The following is a 14663-nucleotide window of genomic DNA, read 5'->3' as shown; positions in this document are numbered from 1 at the left end:
CATCTTTTGTCTTCGAGGGTCGCGAGTGCCCTAGGTGGTCTGATCCGATACCCGCCGACAGGCCCGCGCGATCTATAAAGGTGGCCAAGGACTTTCGGAAGCTGTGCGTGTTACCTCAGGCGTTGCGCGCAAGATCACCGCCGACAGAAGCGATAATTCCAAGCGTGTCTCCGACCGCGCCGCCAACTCCATCCATCCCCGTGCCAACCCCAACTCCGACGCAGGTGGTGATCGTTAATCTGCCAAGCGACGTTGTCGATAAGCTCTCGCCCCACGAAACCGGACTGCCGATCTCATGGGCCACAATCATCGCGGCCTGCATCACCGTTCTGGCTGCCTTTATTGCCCTTGGGGGGATTTGGTGGCAGATCCGTGCGGCAGCCAAAGACTCGAGGAGCAACCGTGTCGCAGATGCAAAACTCGCCCGCCAGTCTCAGCTTGCTGAGCGGATGGCAGAAGCTCTCGGAATCGTCCGCTCGTTGGAGGACCTCTTGGGTAGCAACACGCGCAATCCGCTCGACAAGTGGGGCGTCGCAGACCAACACGCATTCAACGAGCTAACGCAGCGCTCACGTACCCTAACGAATATCCTCTTGGTGCTGGGTGCTGACGAATCATGCGCTGCCCTGCACCGATTCACCTACCTATCGAACATCATCGCGAAGGACCACGCGCGCGGATCGGGCGGGGCGGTCGCGGATTCGTTAGACGGCAAGTCTTACCTGGAGTTACGCGACGACCTGCACTCCGCGTTCAAGAGCGATCTTTTGATTCTGGGGGAGTCTCCGGCGGAGAACACGACCGGTAGGGGACGTAGTCGGCGAGCGGCCGCGCAGGGGCGTGGTACGACGCCGGAAACGCCAACCGAGGATGGGCAAGCAACCACAGATATGACAGCAATGCCCGGACGGACGGGACGCGGCGAGCCTTGAGATGACCGACCCGAACAGCGCCGACATCGACCGCGACATCCGTAGCGAACTGGACCGCGTACTCGAAATCGGATCACTCGTGGAGCAGAAGCCCGGTCACCACGCCGAGCCCAACAGTGACCTCGCGGACGACGAAGCCCGCTTCCCTGACATCTGGGCGGCGAGCCTGGCCCGCCGTGGGATCCTGTACGCCGTCGAGAACGTCGAGGCCGCCTGCACCTTGATGCTCAATTGGCAGTGGACAACTCCGCAGTTCGCACTCCTGCGGGCAGCCTATGAGTCAGCTGGCGCCGCAGTCTGGCTGCTCATGCCGGAGGACGTCGATACTCGGCTCGCCAGGCTCGTCTGGCAGCACCGCGAGTCGTGGCGGTACTCAGAGAAGGCGTACAGCGGAACACCTCTCGACGACGGCGGTGAACACCAGGAACGACAGCAATGGGCCACCGAAGCCGCGCAGAAGTTGGGCATTAGCTTGGCGGCCGGGAGGTCCGGCGGATTTGAGAATCTGATCGCATCGATCGATGACCTGCCCGGGCACCCGGAGTCCCTCCTTACCGCTTGGCGGATCTGTTCAGGCGTCAGCCACGCGAAGACCTGGGCGCTGAGCACGGTGACCGCTGAGGTGGACAGCAAGCCCATGTACGAGCACGGACGGATGAGCGCGCGGGTACCGAACACTGGTCTGTTCCTCACTGAGCTCGCCATAGCGCGGCGGGTAGTGCAGCAGGCGTGGTGCCTGTACCGCATCCGCACCACAGGGCGGCCGCACGGGATGACATTGAGGCTGGAGCTGCGGGACCGCGGGGGCAACGTGGTGCAGGCGGATTAGGAGCGGTGAACCGAGGAGCCGATTGGTTACAACAGGGTGCGTTCCCGCAGCCACTCATCGCGCCATCTGTGGAATTCGACGGCGAACGTTGAGCAGCGTTCGAGCTCCGCAAATACCCTGTCACGCTGTTTCTTTGAGGCGTGATTTTCGACCGACGACGGCCCGCACAACACCGCCAGCGTCTTCGGGTATGCCTTCCACTTGAGCACCAAGCGCTTGCTCACGAAGGTGAGCAGCTCGGACGTCACCTCCCCACAGTGCTTCGACTCCGGTTCCGACGGGGTACGGCCGGAATGGATGACGCTGTTTCGGACATCGACGATGTGTTCACGCCAGCGACCGACCGGACCGTCGCCGTCGACGTGCCAACTGCCGCCGAGACGGCCCGCATAAAACGACTTCACCCGTTGCGTGATCGAACTAGTGTTGGCCCACACTTGCGCGGCCTGGACGGGCGTCTGACCTTCTTCCCACAGCATCGCAGCCAGGGTGCTGTCAAGCATCAGCTCACATGTGATGGCGAGACTGAGGACCGACGCTCTGCGGTCGCCCGAAGAGTGTTCGGCGTACGCGCGAGCGAAGTGATCGCGGACCAGCGCGCTGATGCTGCCGCGAGTGAGTTCCCCGAAGATCCTGCCGGCCACAGCTGGGTCGATTGTCGGCGGCGGAGCGAGCTTCGCGGGGAGGTGGTCGAGGAAGATAACTGTCTGCTTGTCGTCGAATCTGAGTTGTCCACCTTCGCCCACAGCTCCGAACGTGGCGGGGACGATCGGGTTCAGTGATCGGTAGTGCAGCTCCGGGATCGGGGCCATGGAAGCTATCCGCGATGACCGCACAGCATCGGCGATCAGCCAGTGCGCGAGCGTAAGCGGATCCACTTTGCCGTCGTGCGGTGGGGTGAGGGCAGCGGCGCGGCTCTTGACCGGCATCAGAACGATCACAGCCGAGCGTCTCCGGCCGTAGTCATCGCTGCGCGGCGGAGCGGGCAGAGGCTCTCGGCCGGTGATTTGGGCCAGCCCAGCGGATGCCACCGTCGCGTCCTCGACGACAGGGTTCGTTTCTTCAGCCGCCACTGACCACATCGTCAAGCAGCTGAGCGGCATCTGCATCCAGGCGTCGTCAATCCCGGCTGGTGTCACGCCGCGGATTCGCAGGTACTCGTCGTCGACGCCGATCGGTATCGTCTGCGGTTCCAGCGGAAGCAGAAATGGCAGCACGAACGAGAATGCGACCACGCCCTCAAACCGCTGCTGGTCGTCCCAGTCCGCGTTAAATCGCTGTTCGCGTGGCGCGGCGCCGTCGGTCACGGTCCAAGCGTCGCACGGGCCAGGGACACCATCAGACCATCAGCGCTGGCTTTTGCCGGGAGTGCTCAGCCGAGTGCGCCGATTCACAGCAACGGCGCCGGCCGTCGGGTGCAGCCTCGGTGAAGCTGTCCGCGACCGCCGCGAAGCCGCACCGGTCGAGTACAACGCTAAGGTCCGACTGCCGCCCCGGCCCGTTCGCAGTCGTGATGATGGCGCGACGCCGTTGCGGTGAGTCAGGGCCGACGACGGCGCCGCCGATAGGGTTCTTTGGTATGACGGGTCACCCGGTCGAGGCAGCCAGCACGCAGATCGTCGTGGACGTCGAGGTGCTCGGCAGTATCCACGACGGGAGTCCACCCCAACGGGCTTTCCTGGACGAGTTACCCGCGTACCTTGCCGCTGAGGGTGTGACGGCTCGCCTTCACTATCGCCGGGCGGGCGGCGCAGATCTATGGGCGCCGATCGAGACCCTCTCGGTGTTCATCGGAAACAACGTCGCCGCGGGTCTCATCGGTGGCGTCGCGTGGGCGTCGATGACTGGGGCGATCAAGTGGGCGCGCGAGCGGATACGCAGGGAACCGCCGGGTGCGCGTGTGCCAACCGGCGCCACGGGCCCCGACGACGACCCCACTGCCGACCGGCGGCCGACAGTAAGCGTGTCGATATTCGGGCCGAATGGTGAACTCCTGCGAAAGGTCGCTATCAATAACGACGAAGTCAACATGCTGGTCGGCGATCCGGTCGAGAACTCAACTTTTAAGCGTCCCTCGGTCCACGTTGAGGTGCTCGGCCGGACCGACTATATGGAACCCGACCAAGTTGCCCTCGTCGAGGAGCTGCCGGAGTTTCTCGCCGCCGAAGGACTGGCCGCCGATCTTTACTACCGAGAGCCGGGCGGCCTAGGCCCGATCTTGGAATCAGTAGCGATATTCATTGCAGGAGCGGCCACCTCAGGCTTGATCGGCGACCTGTCCACCGCCGCGGTCCGCGGTGCAGTCGCCTGGGCCCGCAAGCGCATCCGTCGTGAACCACCTGTAGCCGAAGGTGAAGCGAAACCGATTGTTGCGGTGACGATTTACGGTCCCACGGGAGAGGTCCTCGCCCGCGTCGAGGTCTCTGACGATGAGGATGACGAGGGGAGTCCGCTGGTCGGCTAACGCTCTTTGGGTAGCTGCGCGCTAATACGCGCGAACTCAGTGTTGTGGCCCGGGGATCGAGCGATCGCAGGTTTAATTCTCTCGGTCGGACCCAGAGAACAAAGGCCTGGACCGACGTAAGCCGGCAATTTGTGGCCGAACATATTGGGAAATCGCATGAGTGCACAAGTGCCAAGGGTTCAGCCGGGCGGAGGACGGATGGGCTCACGTGAGAATCGATAAGACTGCGTCGGCACGGATGAGCTGCGAGGTCGGTCCGGGGCTGGCTACTTCCGATAGTCCGCGGGCGCCGGGGGCGATCCTGTCCGAAATCACCGCAGCTACTGCCCACGGGCCGACTTACAGTTGAATCACCCGACCTGGGGCGGACCCGAAGGAAGTGACCGCCATGGATGAGAACCCCGATGACAAGTGGCTTACCCGCCAAGATCTCGCCGACCGATACGGGCTGCCAGTCAAGACGCCGGCCGAGTGGGCCTCGAAGGGGACTGGTCCGCGGTACGCCAAGTTCGGGCGGCACGTCCGGTACCTGCTAAGCGACGTAATTGACTGGGAAAGAAAGCAATTCGCTGAAGGCAAGCGCGACTCGGCTTAAGTATGATCGGTCAATGATCGCGGTATCAGAGTTCCAGCGGGCGACGCAACGCTCGCCGGGGCAGGAATAAGTCGTGGCCGGCCGGCCATCATTGCGCATCGGCCAACACGGCAACATCACGCGCAAGCACCTTGGCGGCGGAATCTGGTTGGCGCAGTGCCGGTTTTCGTGACGCCGACGGCGTCACGCGCAAGGTTCAACGGCTTGGACCGCCCGATGAATATGACAAGTACGGCAAGCTCGCCGCTGACGCACTAATCGAGGCGCTCGCCGATCGTCGACCGCCCTCCGGGGCAGGCTCGATCGGCCTGGAGACCTTGGTCATGACTCTGGTGGACCAACACATCGAACGGTTGGCCGAAGACGGTCGTTCTGCCCGCACACTCGACACTTACCGCTACACCGCCACCAAGCTGACTAAGTTCATGGCCGGCGTGAAAGTGGGGGAGGCGTCCGCCGCCAGACTGGACGCGGCCCTGCGGTCCATGCGCACCGCTCACGGGGCTGTCATGGCTCGCCAATCCAGGACCCTGCTGCGCGGAGCACTCCAACTCGCGGTCCTCAACAACGTCCTCGGCGCCAATCCGGTGCGCGACGTTCAGGCGATCAAGTCCAAGGAACAGCCCAAAGGCGCCCAGGCGCTCACCGCGGACCAACTGCGTGACCTCCTCGCCAAGCTGAAGGCCTCAGAAACGTGCCAAAAGCGCGATCTGACCGACCCGATCACCCTCCTGATCGCCACCGGCCTACGCCGCTCCGAACTGCTGGCGCTGCGCTGGACCGACTTCGACGCCGATGCCGGAACTATCTCGGTCTCCGGCAAAGTCATCCGGGAGAAGGCGAACGGCCTCGTTCGGGTTGACGAGACCAAGACCGCCGCCGGCCGACGGGTCATCCCGCTGCCAGCCTTCGCCATAGCGACGCTCACCGAGCGCCGGAACCTGCCGTACCTTGGCCAGCAATCCGTCATCTTCCCGTCCACCAGCGGAACGCTGCGCGACCCCGACAACTTCGCCGGGCAGTGGCGCAGGATCCGCGATGAATTGGGCGTCCCGGACATCAGCTCGCACAGCTTCCGCAAGACAGTCGCGACGCTCATCGATGACGCCGGGCTGTCGGCGAGAATTGGTGCCGACCACCTTGGCCACGCCAAAGTCTCGATGACCCAGGACCGATACATGAGCCGCGGCCGCGTCCACAACCAGGTGGCAGATCTGCTCGACAACGCCGTCGCCGACAACTCAGGTCCGCTATAAACGCCGAATAAACGCCGACCGAGCTTATTTAGTACGGCTAAATACCATCTCTGACCAGCGCCCCCGGCAGGAATCGAACCTGCGACCTAGGGATTAGAAGGCCCTTGCTCTATCCAACTGAGCTACGGAGGCAGCGCGCCGATAGTTTAGCGGGACTGGTTTGCCAGCTGGGGCGTGTGTAGCGCTCTGTGAATTGCAATCTTGATGAGCGCAGATCCGCGCGAGTATTCAATCGGTGCCGAATCGGGCCTGCAACGCCTTCTGTAGCCGCTGCACTTCCTTCAGTTTCTCCCGCAGCCGCAACACTGGTTCGGGCGTCCGCTCGGCACCCCAGCCGGCGTCGACCCGGCTCGACCAGCGGCGCTCGGCAACGAGGATCAGGTCCTCGAGATCATCGATCTCGGCCTGCATCAGCTCGTTGAACAGCCCGGCCTGAGCTGCATCGTTGGGATGAGACGCATGCTCCGTCGACTTTCGCGGAAACCGCCGGCTCAACGGCGCGGACAGGTGCGCGACGTACGTCGGCTCGGTGCGGGCGGCCAGGGCGCCAACAGCTGCGGAGTACGGGTTCTCGAGGAGCATCGTCAAATCATCGCTGGGAATCGCTTGACGTTTCCTGGGAGTCAAACCGGCAGACAGCGTCACGCCACCGGTTGTTCACTTTGCCGGGCCGACACGCGGCCTGGCTGAGCAACCTAACTTGATTCGCCGGTTACCTTGGCGTCTGGCCTGCGCGAACAGCGTCAAAACAAACTAGAACCTGAGAATTCCTCAGCTTCGGCAAAAGTTGAGTTATGGTGTGACGACTGGCACACGCCGGGGCATTGGCAAACGCGTTAGACGAGCTAAGGACAAGGGAGTCTTCAGCTATGAGCAGCCCGATCGAGCAGGTCACCGCGCGCTGTGCGCAGGCGTTCCATACCGGCTCGCTGCTGCTGCGGGGGTCGCCGGCTGCCGCGGGTTGGGTGCTTGGCTGGCTCTCGGCCGAATTTGCGCCGCACGTCCTCACCGGTCACGCACTCTCAGCCATTCCCTCGCCGCTGGAGAAGATCGCCTGCGCGCTGGCTGTCCAGAAGGCCGATACCGTCCTCGACGCCGCGCTTCAAGATTCCTTCGGCGCGAACTACACCGACGCCGTGCACCACCCGCTCGAGGCGTACGCGGCTCGTCGCCCCAATCTGGGCGGCGTCCTCGCCGCCATGCGGGATCGCGGCCGCTACGCAAAAAAGACCAGGAACATCTCCTACGGGCCCGGTGGGCGTAATCATCTACTCGACGTCTGGCGCCGCCCCGACCTGCCTGCGGGGTATCGCGCACCCGTCCTGATCCACGTGCCCGGCGGCGGGTGGTCGGTCAATGACAAACGGGGCCAAGGCTATCCGCTGATGACTCGGATGTCCGAGCTGGGTTGGATCTGCGTCTCGATCAACTACAGCCGCAGCCCGCGCAACGCGTTCCCGGCACACATCATCGACGTCAAACGCGCCATCGCCTGGGTACGGGACAACATCGCGGAGTACGGGGGAGACCCCGACTTCATCGCCATCACCGGCGGCTCGGCCGGCGGGCACCTGTCTTCGCTGGCCGCGCTCACCGCGGGGGACCCGACTCTGCAGCCGGGATTCGAGGACGCCGACACCAGCGTGCAGGCCGCCGCTCCCTACTACGGCGTCTACGACCTGACGAACTCAGACAACATGCACCCGCTGATGATGCCGCTGCTCGAGCACGTCGTCATGCAACGTCGCCTGGCCGATGAGCCCAAGCTGTACCGGGACGCGTCGCCCATGCACCGCATCCACCGCAACGCCCCGCCATTCTTCGTGCTGCATGGTGAAAGCGACGCCGTCATACCGAGTTCGCAGGCGCGGGCTTTCACCGCTGCACTGCGAAAGTCCGGGCCCCGCACTGTTTCCTATGCCGAGTTGCCCAACGCGCACCACGCGTTCGACACCATCGCCACACTGCGCTGCCAGCTGGCGGCCGAGGCCGTCGCGAGCTTCCTGGGCATCGTGTACGGCCGGCACGTCGCCGCGGGCAAGGGCACCGGAAGGGCCGCGGTCAGCTCAGCGAGCTGACGCTCAGGCCACCGTCATCAGATAGTCGGCGCCGCCGATATAGACGATCGTCGACGGGCTCGGAGTGATCGCGGCATTGACGATCGCGGTGGCGAATTCTTCGACCGTCGGCAGCGCGGCCTGCCGGCGACGGGAATCCACCGCTTCGGGGTCTCGGCGCTGCAACAGCCGGACGATGATGGTCCCGTCGATCATGTCGCCGGAGACCACCGTCAAGTGGATTCCGGCATGATCGAATGCGGAACGCATTGCGTAGAGCGCAGTTTCGCCCGCCCGCTTGCTTGCGGCCACGCCCGCATATCCCTTTGGCACCGCCTTGTGCGGATAGAAGTGGGCCTGGTGGCTGGTGACGAAGACGATCCGGCCCCCGGCGGGCATCAGCGGCATGGCCAGCATCGCCAGTCGGCGCTGCGCATCGCGGTTGAGCCGCATCGCATAACCGGGATCCGCGCCCATCTCGAGGCCACCTGATGCGTTGAGGATCAGTGCATCCAACTTCCCGAAGTGGGTAGCGATGTAGTCCATCATTTCCGCGGCCTCGGCGGCGTCGGAGATGTCGGCGCCCAGGGCTGATGCGTTCCCGCCGGCATCACGGATCGCGTCGACGACCGCGTTCGCCCGGTTCGCCTTCTCGCGGTAGTTCACGATGACGTGGGTGTCGGGGGAGGCGAGCTGGCGTGCGACCTCGGCTCCGATGCCTCTCGATGCGCCCGTGATCAGGACGACGCGTGCGGGTTGCTGCATGGCGGGTTCCTTCCGTTGCTGCGGCACGGCCCAGACTACACGAACTCTAAGAAAATTAAGGTAAAAATAAGATAACGCTAAACGGCGGTCGAGGTCGACATGGATGCCTACGTAGTGGCCGCACTGCTGCCGCCGCTGTGCGTGGCCCAGTCGGACTCGACTGAGTCCTTGGCCCTTTCGCGGAATCCACCGAAGGTGTGCGGCGGAATCGATTGCCGCGGCAGGCCAGGCACGTCAAGCCGTCTCACAATCGAGACCCGCCACTCCTGTGCGCCGACTAGCGTGGTTACCGCGTGGACGGATCCGGGAAAGAGAGGCTGGCGGTGTCGATGAGGGTGGACCGATGAGCGGACCCGTTGACGAACTCGGCGCCCTGGACATGCTGCTGCACCGCGGCGAGGCGAATCCGCGGACCCGGTCGGGCATCATGGCCCTGGAGATCCTCGACCGCACACCAGACTGGAATCGGTTCCGGACGGGCTTCGAGAACGCCTCGCGCAAGGTGCTCCGTCTGCGCCAACGGGTGGTCGTGCCGACCCTGCCGACGGCCGCGCCCCGCTGGGTCGTCGACCCCGACTTCAACCTCGACTTCCATGTCCGCCGGGTGCGGGTGCCCGAGCCCGGCACGCTGCGCGAGGTCCTCGACCTGGCCGAGGTGAGCCTGCAGTCGCCGCTGGACATCTCGCGACCGCTGTGGACGGCCACCCTCGTCGAAGGTCTGGAAGGCGGCAAGGCCGCCACCCTGCTGCACCTGAGCCACGCCATCACCGACGGTGTCGGCGCGACCGCGATGTTCGCCGAGATCTACGACCTGGAACGCGAACCGGCACCCAAGCCGGCGCCGCCGATGCCGGTGCCGCAAGACCTCACGCCCAACGACCTGATGCGCGAAGGGATCAACCAGCTGCCCGGCGCCATCGTCAGCGGACTGTTCGGCGCCGTCTCGGGCGGAATTTCGGTGGTCGGACGGGTGGTGCGCAACCCGGGAACGGCGGTGTGGGACGTCGTTGACTACGCCCGCTCCGGACGCCGCGTCCTCGGCCGCGCCGCGGAGCCGTCCCCGCTGTTGCGGCGCCGAAGCCTGTCGTCGCGAAGCGAAGCCATCGAGATGCGCCTGGCCGACCTGCGGTCGGCGGCACACGCCGCCGGCGGTTCGATCAACGACGCCTACCTGGCCGGGTTGTGCGGGGCGCTGCGGCGCTACCACGAGGCGCTCGGCGTCCCGATCAACAGCCTGCCGATGGCGGTCCCAGTGAGCCTGCGCGCCGAGGCGGACCCGGCCGGTGGCAACCGGTTCGCCGGGGTCAACCTCGCCGCGCCGATCGCCGTCGTCGACGCGGGCGTGCGGATTCAGAAGATCCGCAAGCAGATGACCTCACGGCGCGAGGAGGCGGCCATCGACTTGATGGGCGCCGTCGCGCCGGTGGTCGGGCTGCTGCCCGACGCTGTCCTCGAGGCGATGACCGGCTCGGTGATCGCCTCGGATGTGCAGGCCAGCAATGTGCCCGTCTACGCCGGCGATACCTATATCGCCGGAGCGAAAGTGTTGCGGCAGTTCGGAATCGGCCCGCTTCCCGGGGTGGCGATGATGGTCGTGCTGGTGTCTCGGGGCGGCTTTGCGACAGTGACCGCTCGCTACGACCGTGCATCGATCACCGACGAGAGCCTGTTCGCGCAGTGCCTGCGTGAGGGCTTCGACGAGGTGCTGGCGCTGGCCGGCGATCCGCCACCGCGCGTGGTGCCCTCGTCATTCCCTGATCAGGCCGACAACTCCGCCCAACCCTCCACGAACGGATCGGTGGCCTTCTGATGAGCGACAAGGAGATGCGGCTGCCCGGGTCGGTCGCCGAGGTGATGGCCAGCCCGGAAGGGCCGCAGATCGGAGCGTTCTTCGATCTGGACGGAACCCTGGTGGCCGGGTTCACCGCGGTCATCCTCACCCAGGAACGCTTCCGCAGCCGCGATATGGGTATCGGTGAGCTGATCACGATGATCGCCGCCGGCCTCAACCATCAGCTCGGCCGGCTGGAGTTCGAAGAACTGATCACCAAGGCGTCCCAGGCCCTGCGTGGGCGGGCGATAAGCGATCTGCACGAAATCGGCGAGCGCATGTTCGTGCAGAAGATCGAAAACCGGATCTATCCCGAGATGCGCGAGCTGGTGCATGCGCATATGGAGCGCGGGCACACGGTGGTGCTCAGCTCGTCGGCGCTGACCATCCAGGTCGAACCGGTGGCGAACTTCCTGGGGATCAAGAACACCCTGACCAATCGGTTCGAGGTCGACGAGAACGACGTGCTGACCGGTGACGTGGTCCGGCCGATCCTGTGGGGGCCGGGCAAGGCCAACGCTGTGCAGAAGTTCGCCGCCGACAACGACATTGACCTCAAGGACTCCTACTTTTACGCCGACGGCGACGAGGACGTCGCGCTGATGTATCTGGTCGGCAATCCGCGGCCGACCAACCCCGAGGGCAAGATGGCCGCGGTGGCCCGCCGGCGGGGCTGGCCGATCCTGCAGTTCCACAGCCGCGGCGGCGGCGGGCTGATGGGTCAGGTTCGTACCCTGCTCGGTGTCGGCGCCCTGGTGCCTGCCGCGACCGGCGCGATCTGGTGGGGAGCACTCACCCGCAGCCGGCGGCGCGGGCTGAACTTCTTCACCACCGCATTCCCGAATCTGCTGCTGCTCGCAAACGGCGTGCGGCTCAACGTCCTTGGCGAAGAGAACCTCCGCAAGCAGCGCCCCGCGGTGTTCATCTTCAACCACCGCAACAACGCCGACCCCGTCATCACGGCGTCGCTGCTCCGGGACAACTGGACCGGCGTCGGCAAGAAAGAATTGCAGAGCGACCCCGTCGTCGGCACCCTGGGCAAGCTCGTCGACACCGTGTTCATCGACCGTGACGACCCCAAGGCTGCCGTCGAAACGATGCATGAGGTCGAGAAGATGGTGGCCAAAGGCCTGTCGATCATGATTGCGCCCGAAGGCACCCGGCTGGACACCCGGACCGTCGGCCCCTTCAAGAAGGGACCCTTCCGGCTGGCGATGGCCGCCGGAGTTCCGCTGGTGCCGATCGTGATCCGTAACGCCGAGGTGATCGCTTCCCGCGATTCCTCGACCATGAATCCGGGCGAAGTGGATATCGTTGTCTATCCGCCACTTTCGGTCGCGGACTGGACGCTCGACGATCTGCCGGAACGCATCGACGAGGTTCGCCAGTTGTATCTGGACACGCTCAAGGACTGGCCGGAGGGCGAACTGCCGGTGCCCGAGATTTACAAGAAGGCGCCCGCGAAGGCCGCCAAGAAGACACCCGCCAAGAGGGCGCCCGCCAAGAAGGCGGCGGTCAAGAAGGCGCCCGTCAAGAAGGTGCCGGCCAAGAAAGCTCCCGCCGCAGAGTCGCCGAATGCCGAGGGCCGCGAATGACCCACACCGACCATCTGACCGACTTCAGCACTACCGACGATGCGCTGGTGCTGGCGTCGGTGTCCTCGAAGGCCGAGTTCGAACTGCTCAACGACTGGCTGCATGCCCAACGCCGCGCACACCCCGACACCAAGGTCGAGGTGCTGCGCCTACCTGCCGGCGATCCGCCGCCGGGGGTGGTGGCCCAGCTCGTCGAAGAGCTCGGGGTCGGGGAGGACCGGCTGGTCGTCCCGGTGCGGGTGTTCTGGGTTCCCGGCGGCCTGCCCACCCGGGTCAAGATTGTCGGCCTGCTCTCCGGTCGTGACACCTACCGACCGCCGGAACTCCTGCAGCGCAACATCCTTCGTAAGGACCCCTCCCGCGCCCGTATTGTCGCCGGTGAACCGGCCAAGGTGTCCGAGCTGCGTCAGCTGTGGCAGGAGAACACCGTCGGCGACAGGCCGCGCGACTTCGCACGCTTCGTGCTGCGCCGCGCGGCGCTGGCGGTCGAGCGGATGGAACTGCGCCTACTCGGGCCGGAATACAAGTCGCCCCGACTGATCACCGACGAGCTGATGGCGTCCTCGCGCTTCATGGAGGGCCTGGAGCAGATCCCCGGGGCCACCCCGGTCAAGGCCGAGGAGATGCTCAACGAGCTGGCCACCGGGTGGAGCAGGTTCTCCGTCGACCTGATCCCGAACCTCGGGCGCGCCATCTTCAGCCGGGGATTCGATCCCCGAATCGACTACGACGCCATGGAAATCGAGTCCATGCGGCGCGGGCTGGAGGACCATCCGGCAGTCTTGTTGTGGTCGCACCGGTCCTACCTCGACGGCGTGATCGTCCCGGTGGCCATGCAGGAGAACAAGCTGCCCCCGGCGCATACGTTCGCCGGGATCAACCTGTCCTTCGGGTTCATGGGGCCGCTGATGCGCCGCTCGGGTGTCATCTTCCTGCGCCGCAAGCTCGATGATCCGCTCTACAAGTATGTGCTGCGCCAGTTCGTCGGGTTCATCGTGCAGAAGCGGTTCAACCTCAGCTGGTCGATCGAGGGAACCCGGTCGCGAACCGGAAAGATGTTGCCGCCCAAGCTCGGTCTGCTCGCCTACGTCGCCGACGCCTATCTGGACGGTCGTAGCGAGGATATCCTGCTGCAGCCGGTGTCGATCAGCTTCGACCAGCTGCACGAAACCACCGAGTACGCCAACTACGCCCGCGGTGGGGAGAAGACCCCGGAGAGCGCGGAGTGGTTGTTCAACTTCATCAAGGCGCAGGGGGAGCGCAACTACGGCAAAATCTATGTCCGCTTCCCCGACGCGGTGTCGATGCGGCAATACCTCGGCGAGCCGGGTGGGCCGGTCGCCTCGGATGAGGCCGCCAAACGTCTGGCCATGCAGAAGATGGCGTTCGAGGTGGCATGGCGGATCCTGCGGGTGACACCGATCAACGCCACCGGGCTGGTGTCGGCGTTACTGCTCACCACCCGCGGTCGTGCGCTGACGCTGAGCCAGCTGCACCACACCCTGCAGGACTCGCTGGATTACCTTGAACGCAAACAGAATCCGGTCACCAACAGCGCGCTGCGACTGCGCACCCCCGAAGGCGTGCGGGCCGCCGTCGACGCCCTGTCCAACGGCCATCCGGTCACCCGGGTAGACGGCGGGCACGAGCCGGTGTGGCGGATCGCCCCGGAGCACGAACACGAGGCGGCCTTCTACCGGAACACGCTGATTCACGCCTTCCTGGAGACCGCGATCACCGAGCTGGCGCTGGCCCACGCCGGGCGGGCGCCCGACGGTGACCGGGTCGCGGTGTTCTGGGACCAGGCGATGCGTTTGCGTGATCTGCTGAAGTTCGATTTTTACTTCGCCGATTCCGCGGCATTCCGCGAGCATCTCGCCGAGGAGATGTCGTGGCAAGAAGACTGGGAAGTACAGGTCGCCGCCGGCGGTGACGCCGTGGACAACCTGCTACGCGCCAAGCGGCCGCTGATGTCGCACGCCATGCTGCGGCCGTTCCTCGAGGCCTACGAGATCGTCGCCGACGTGCTGTGCGACGCGCCGACCGACATCGACGAGAAGGACCTGACCAAGCTGGCGCTGGGCGTGGGGGCGCAGTACGCGGCGCAGGGCCGGATCCGCAGCAACGAGTCGGTGTCGGCGTTGCTGTTCGCCACCGCGCGGCAGGTGGCCGCCGACCAGCACCTGCTGGAGCCGGCTCCCGACCTGCGGCAGCGGCGGGAGGACTTCCGCCACGAGCTGCGCAGCATCCTGACGGACATGATCCGCATCGGCAGGTTGTCCGCCGACCAGTTCGCCGCCCGCGAGCTGAAATTACGTGAGCAGGGCGCCTGAACCTAC

12 protein-coding genes and 1 tRNA gene are annotated in these 14663 nt (G+C 65.2%); 9 read left to right on the top strand and 4 right to left on the bottom strand.

Going from position 1 to position 14663, the window contains the following annotated elements:
- Window positions 1-164 precede the first annotated feature (164 nt).
- Together G6N38_RS01640 and G6N38_RS01635 are read left to right on the top strand one after the other, a co-directional pair.
- The gene (locus G6N38_RS01640; RefSeq protein ID WP_163745955.1) at window positions 165-932 is read left to right on the top strand and encodes a hypothetical protein; all 768 of its coding nucleotides are present in this window, start codon (window positions 165-167) and stop codon (window positions 930-932) included.
- A gap of 1 nt (window position 933) precedes the next feature.
- Complete coding sequence (locus G6N38_RS01635) at window positions 934-1761, top strand: hypothetical protein (protein ID WP_163745954.1); 828 nt, start codon at window positions 934-936, stop codon at window positions 1759-1761.
- A 26-nt stretch (window positions 1762-1787) separates the two neighbouring features.
- Here the strand turns inward: G6N38_RS01635 and G6N38_RS01630 are convergent, their stop codons facing one another.
- Window positions 1788-3068 (bottom strand): hypothetical protein, encoded by a 1281-nt coding sequence (locus G6N38_RS01630; protein ID WP_163745953.1) that lies wholly within the window; start codon window positions 3066-3068, stop codon window positions 1788-1790.
- Window positions 3069-3340: 272 nt separating this feature from the next.
- Here G6N38_RS01630 and G6N38_RS01625 point away from each other — a divergent pair, with 272 nt between their 5' ends.
- The 3 genes from G6N38_RS01625 (at window position 3341) to G6N38_RS01620 (ending at window position 6076) form a co-directional block, all read left to right on the top strand.
- Entirely contained in the window at window positions 3341-4225 is an 885-nt protein-coding gene (locus G6N38_RS01625) for a hypothetical protein (protein ID WP_163745952.1), read from the top strand.
- Window positions 4226-4613: 388 nt separating this feature from the next.
- Complete coding sequence (locus tag G6N38_RS31145; RefSeq protein WP_345229295.1) at window positions 4614-4820, top strand: helix-turn-helix transcriptional regulator; 207 nt, start codon at window positions 4614-4616, stop codon at window positions 4818-4820.
- A gap of 131 nt (window positions 4821-4951) precedes the next feature.
- Window positions 4952-6076, top strand: coding sequence for a site-specific integrase (locus tag G6N38_RS01620; RefSeq protein WP_246227600.1), 1125 nt, complete (start codon window positions 4952-4954; stop codon window positions 6074-6076).
- Between the two features lie 58 nt (window positions 6077-6134).
- Here the strand turns inward: G6N38_RS01620 and G6N38_RS01615 are convergent.
- Both G6N38_RS01615 and G6N38_RS01610 read right to left on the bottom strand, forming a co-directional pair.
- Window positions 6135-6208 (bottom strand) — tRNA-Arg (locus tag G6N38_RS01615).
- Window positions 6209-6304: 96 nt separating this feature from the next.
- A complete protein-coding gene (locus G6N38_RS01610; protein WP_163745951.1) occupies window positions 6305-6658 on the bottom strand; it encodes a hypothetical protein in 354 nt (117 codons plus the stop codon).
- 287 nt (window positions 6659-6945) lie between these two features.
- On the opposite strand from G6N38_RS01610, the gene G6N38_RS01605 reads away from it, so the two are divergent.
- A complete protein-coding gene (locus G6N38_RS01605; RefSeq protein ID WP_163745950.1) occupies window positions 6946-8154 on the top strand; it encodes an alpha/beta hydrolase in 1209 nt (402 codons plus the stop codon).
- Window positions 8155-8157: 3 nt separating this feature from the next.
- Here G6N38_RS01605 and G6N38_RS01600 read toward each other — a convergent pair whose 3' ends face one another.
- Window positions 8158-8898, bottom strand: coding sequence for an SDR family oxidoreductase (locus G6N38_RS01600; RefSeq protein ID WP_163745949.1), 741 nt, complete (start codon window positions 8896-8898; stop codon window positions 8158-8160).
- A 343-nt stretch (window positions 8899-9241) separates the two neighbouring features.
- Here G6N38_RS01600 and G6N38_RS01595 point away from each other — a divergent pair, with 343 nt between their 5' ends.
- The 3 genes from G6N38_RS01595 to G6N38_RS01585 are packed head-to-tail and all read left to right on the top strand — an operon-like array spanning window position 9242 to window position 14657.
- Window positions 9242-10708 (top strand): wax ester/triacylglycerol synthase family O-acyltransferase, encoded by a 1467-nt coding sequence (locus tag G6N38_RS01595; RefSeq protein WP_163745948.1) that lies wholly within the window; start codon window positions 9242-9244, stop codon window positions 10706-10708.
- A complete protein-coding gene (locus G6N38_RS01590; protein WP_163745947.1) occupies window positions 10708-12324 on the top strand; it encodes an HAD-IB family hydrolase/lysophospholipid acyltransferase family protein in 1617 nt (538 codons plus the stop codon). The genes G6N38_RS01595 and G6N38_RS01590 overlap by 1 nt, the downstream gene beginning before the upstream one ends.
- On the top strand, window positions 12321-14657 hold the full coding sequence (locus G6N38_RS01585; protein ID WP_163745946.1) for a glycerol-3-phosphate 1-O-acyltransferase: 2337 nt from the start codon (window positions 12321-12323) through the stop codon (window positions 14655-14657). Before G6N38_RS01590 ends, G6N38_RS01585 begins: the two co-directional genes overlap by 4 nt.
- Window positions 14658-14663: the final 6 nt, after the last annotated feature.

Origin of the sequence: Mycolicibacterium helvum (assembly GCF_010731895.1) — a bacterium.
GTDB classification, from domain to species: Bacteria; Actinomycetota; Actinomycetes; order Mycobacteriales; family Mycobacteriaceae; genus Mycobacterium; species Mycobacterium helvum.
This window is presented reverse-complemented; position numbering and strand designations above follow the sequence as displayed.

Coding starts and splice junctions, on each gene's coding strand:
- G6N38_RS01600 (WP_163745949.1), bottom strand. CDS start 8,898: ATGCAGCAACCCGCACGCGTCGTCCTGATCACGGGCGCATCGAGAGGC.
- G6N38_RS01585 (WP_163745946.1), top strand. CDS start 12,321: ATGACCCACACCGACCATCTGACCGACTTCAGCACTACCGACGATGCG.
- G6N38_RS01635 (WP_163745954.1), top strand. CDS start 934: ATGACCGACCCGAACAGCGCCGACATCGACCGCGACATCCGTAGCGAA.
- G6N38_RS01605 (WP_163745950.1), top strand. CDS start 6,946: ATGAGCAGCCCGATCGAGCAGGTCACCGCGCGCTGTGCGCAGGCGTTC.
- G6N38_RS01590 (WP_163745947.1), top strand. CDS start 10,708: ATGAGCGACAAGGAGATGCGGCTGCCCGGGTCGGTCGCCGAGGTGATG.
- G6N38_RS31145 (WP_345229295.1), top strand. CDS start 4,614: ATGGATGAGAACCCCGATGACAAGTGGCTTACCCGCCAAGATCTCGCC.
- G6N38_RS01625 (WP_163745952.1), top strand. CDS start 3,341: ATGACGGGTCACCCGGTCGAGGCAGCCAGCACGCAGATCGTCGTGGAC.
- G6N38_RS01595 (WP_163745948.1), top strand. CDS start 9,242: ATGAGCGGACCCGTTGACGAACTCGGCGCCCTGGACATGCTGCTGCAC.
- G6N38_RS01610 (WP_163745951.1), bottom strand. CDS start 6,658: ATGCTCCTCGAGAACCCGTACTCCGCAGCTGTTGGCGCCCTGGCCGCC.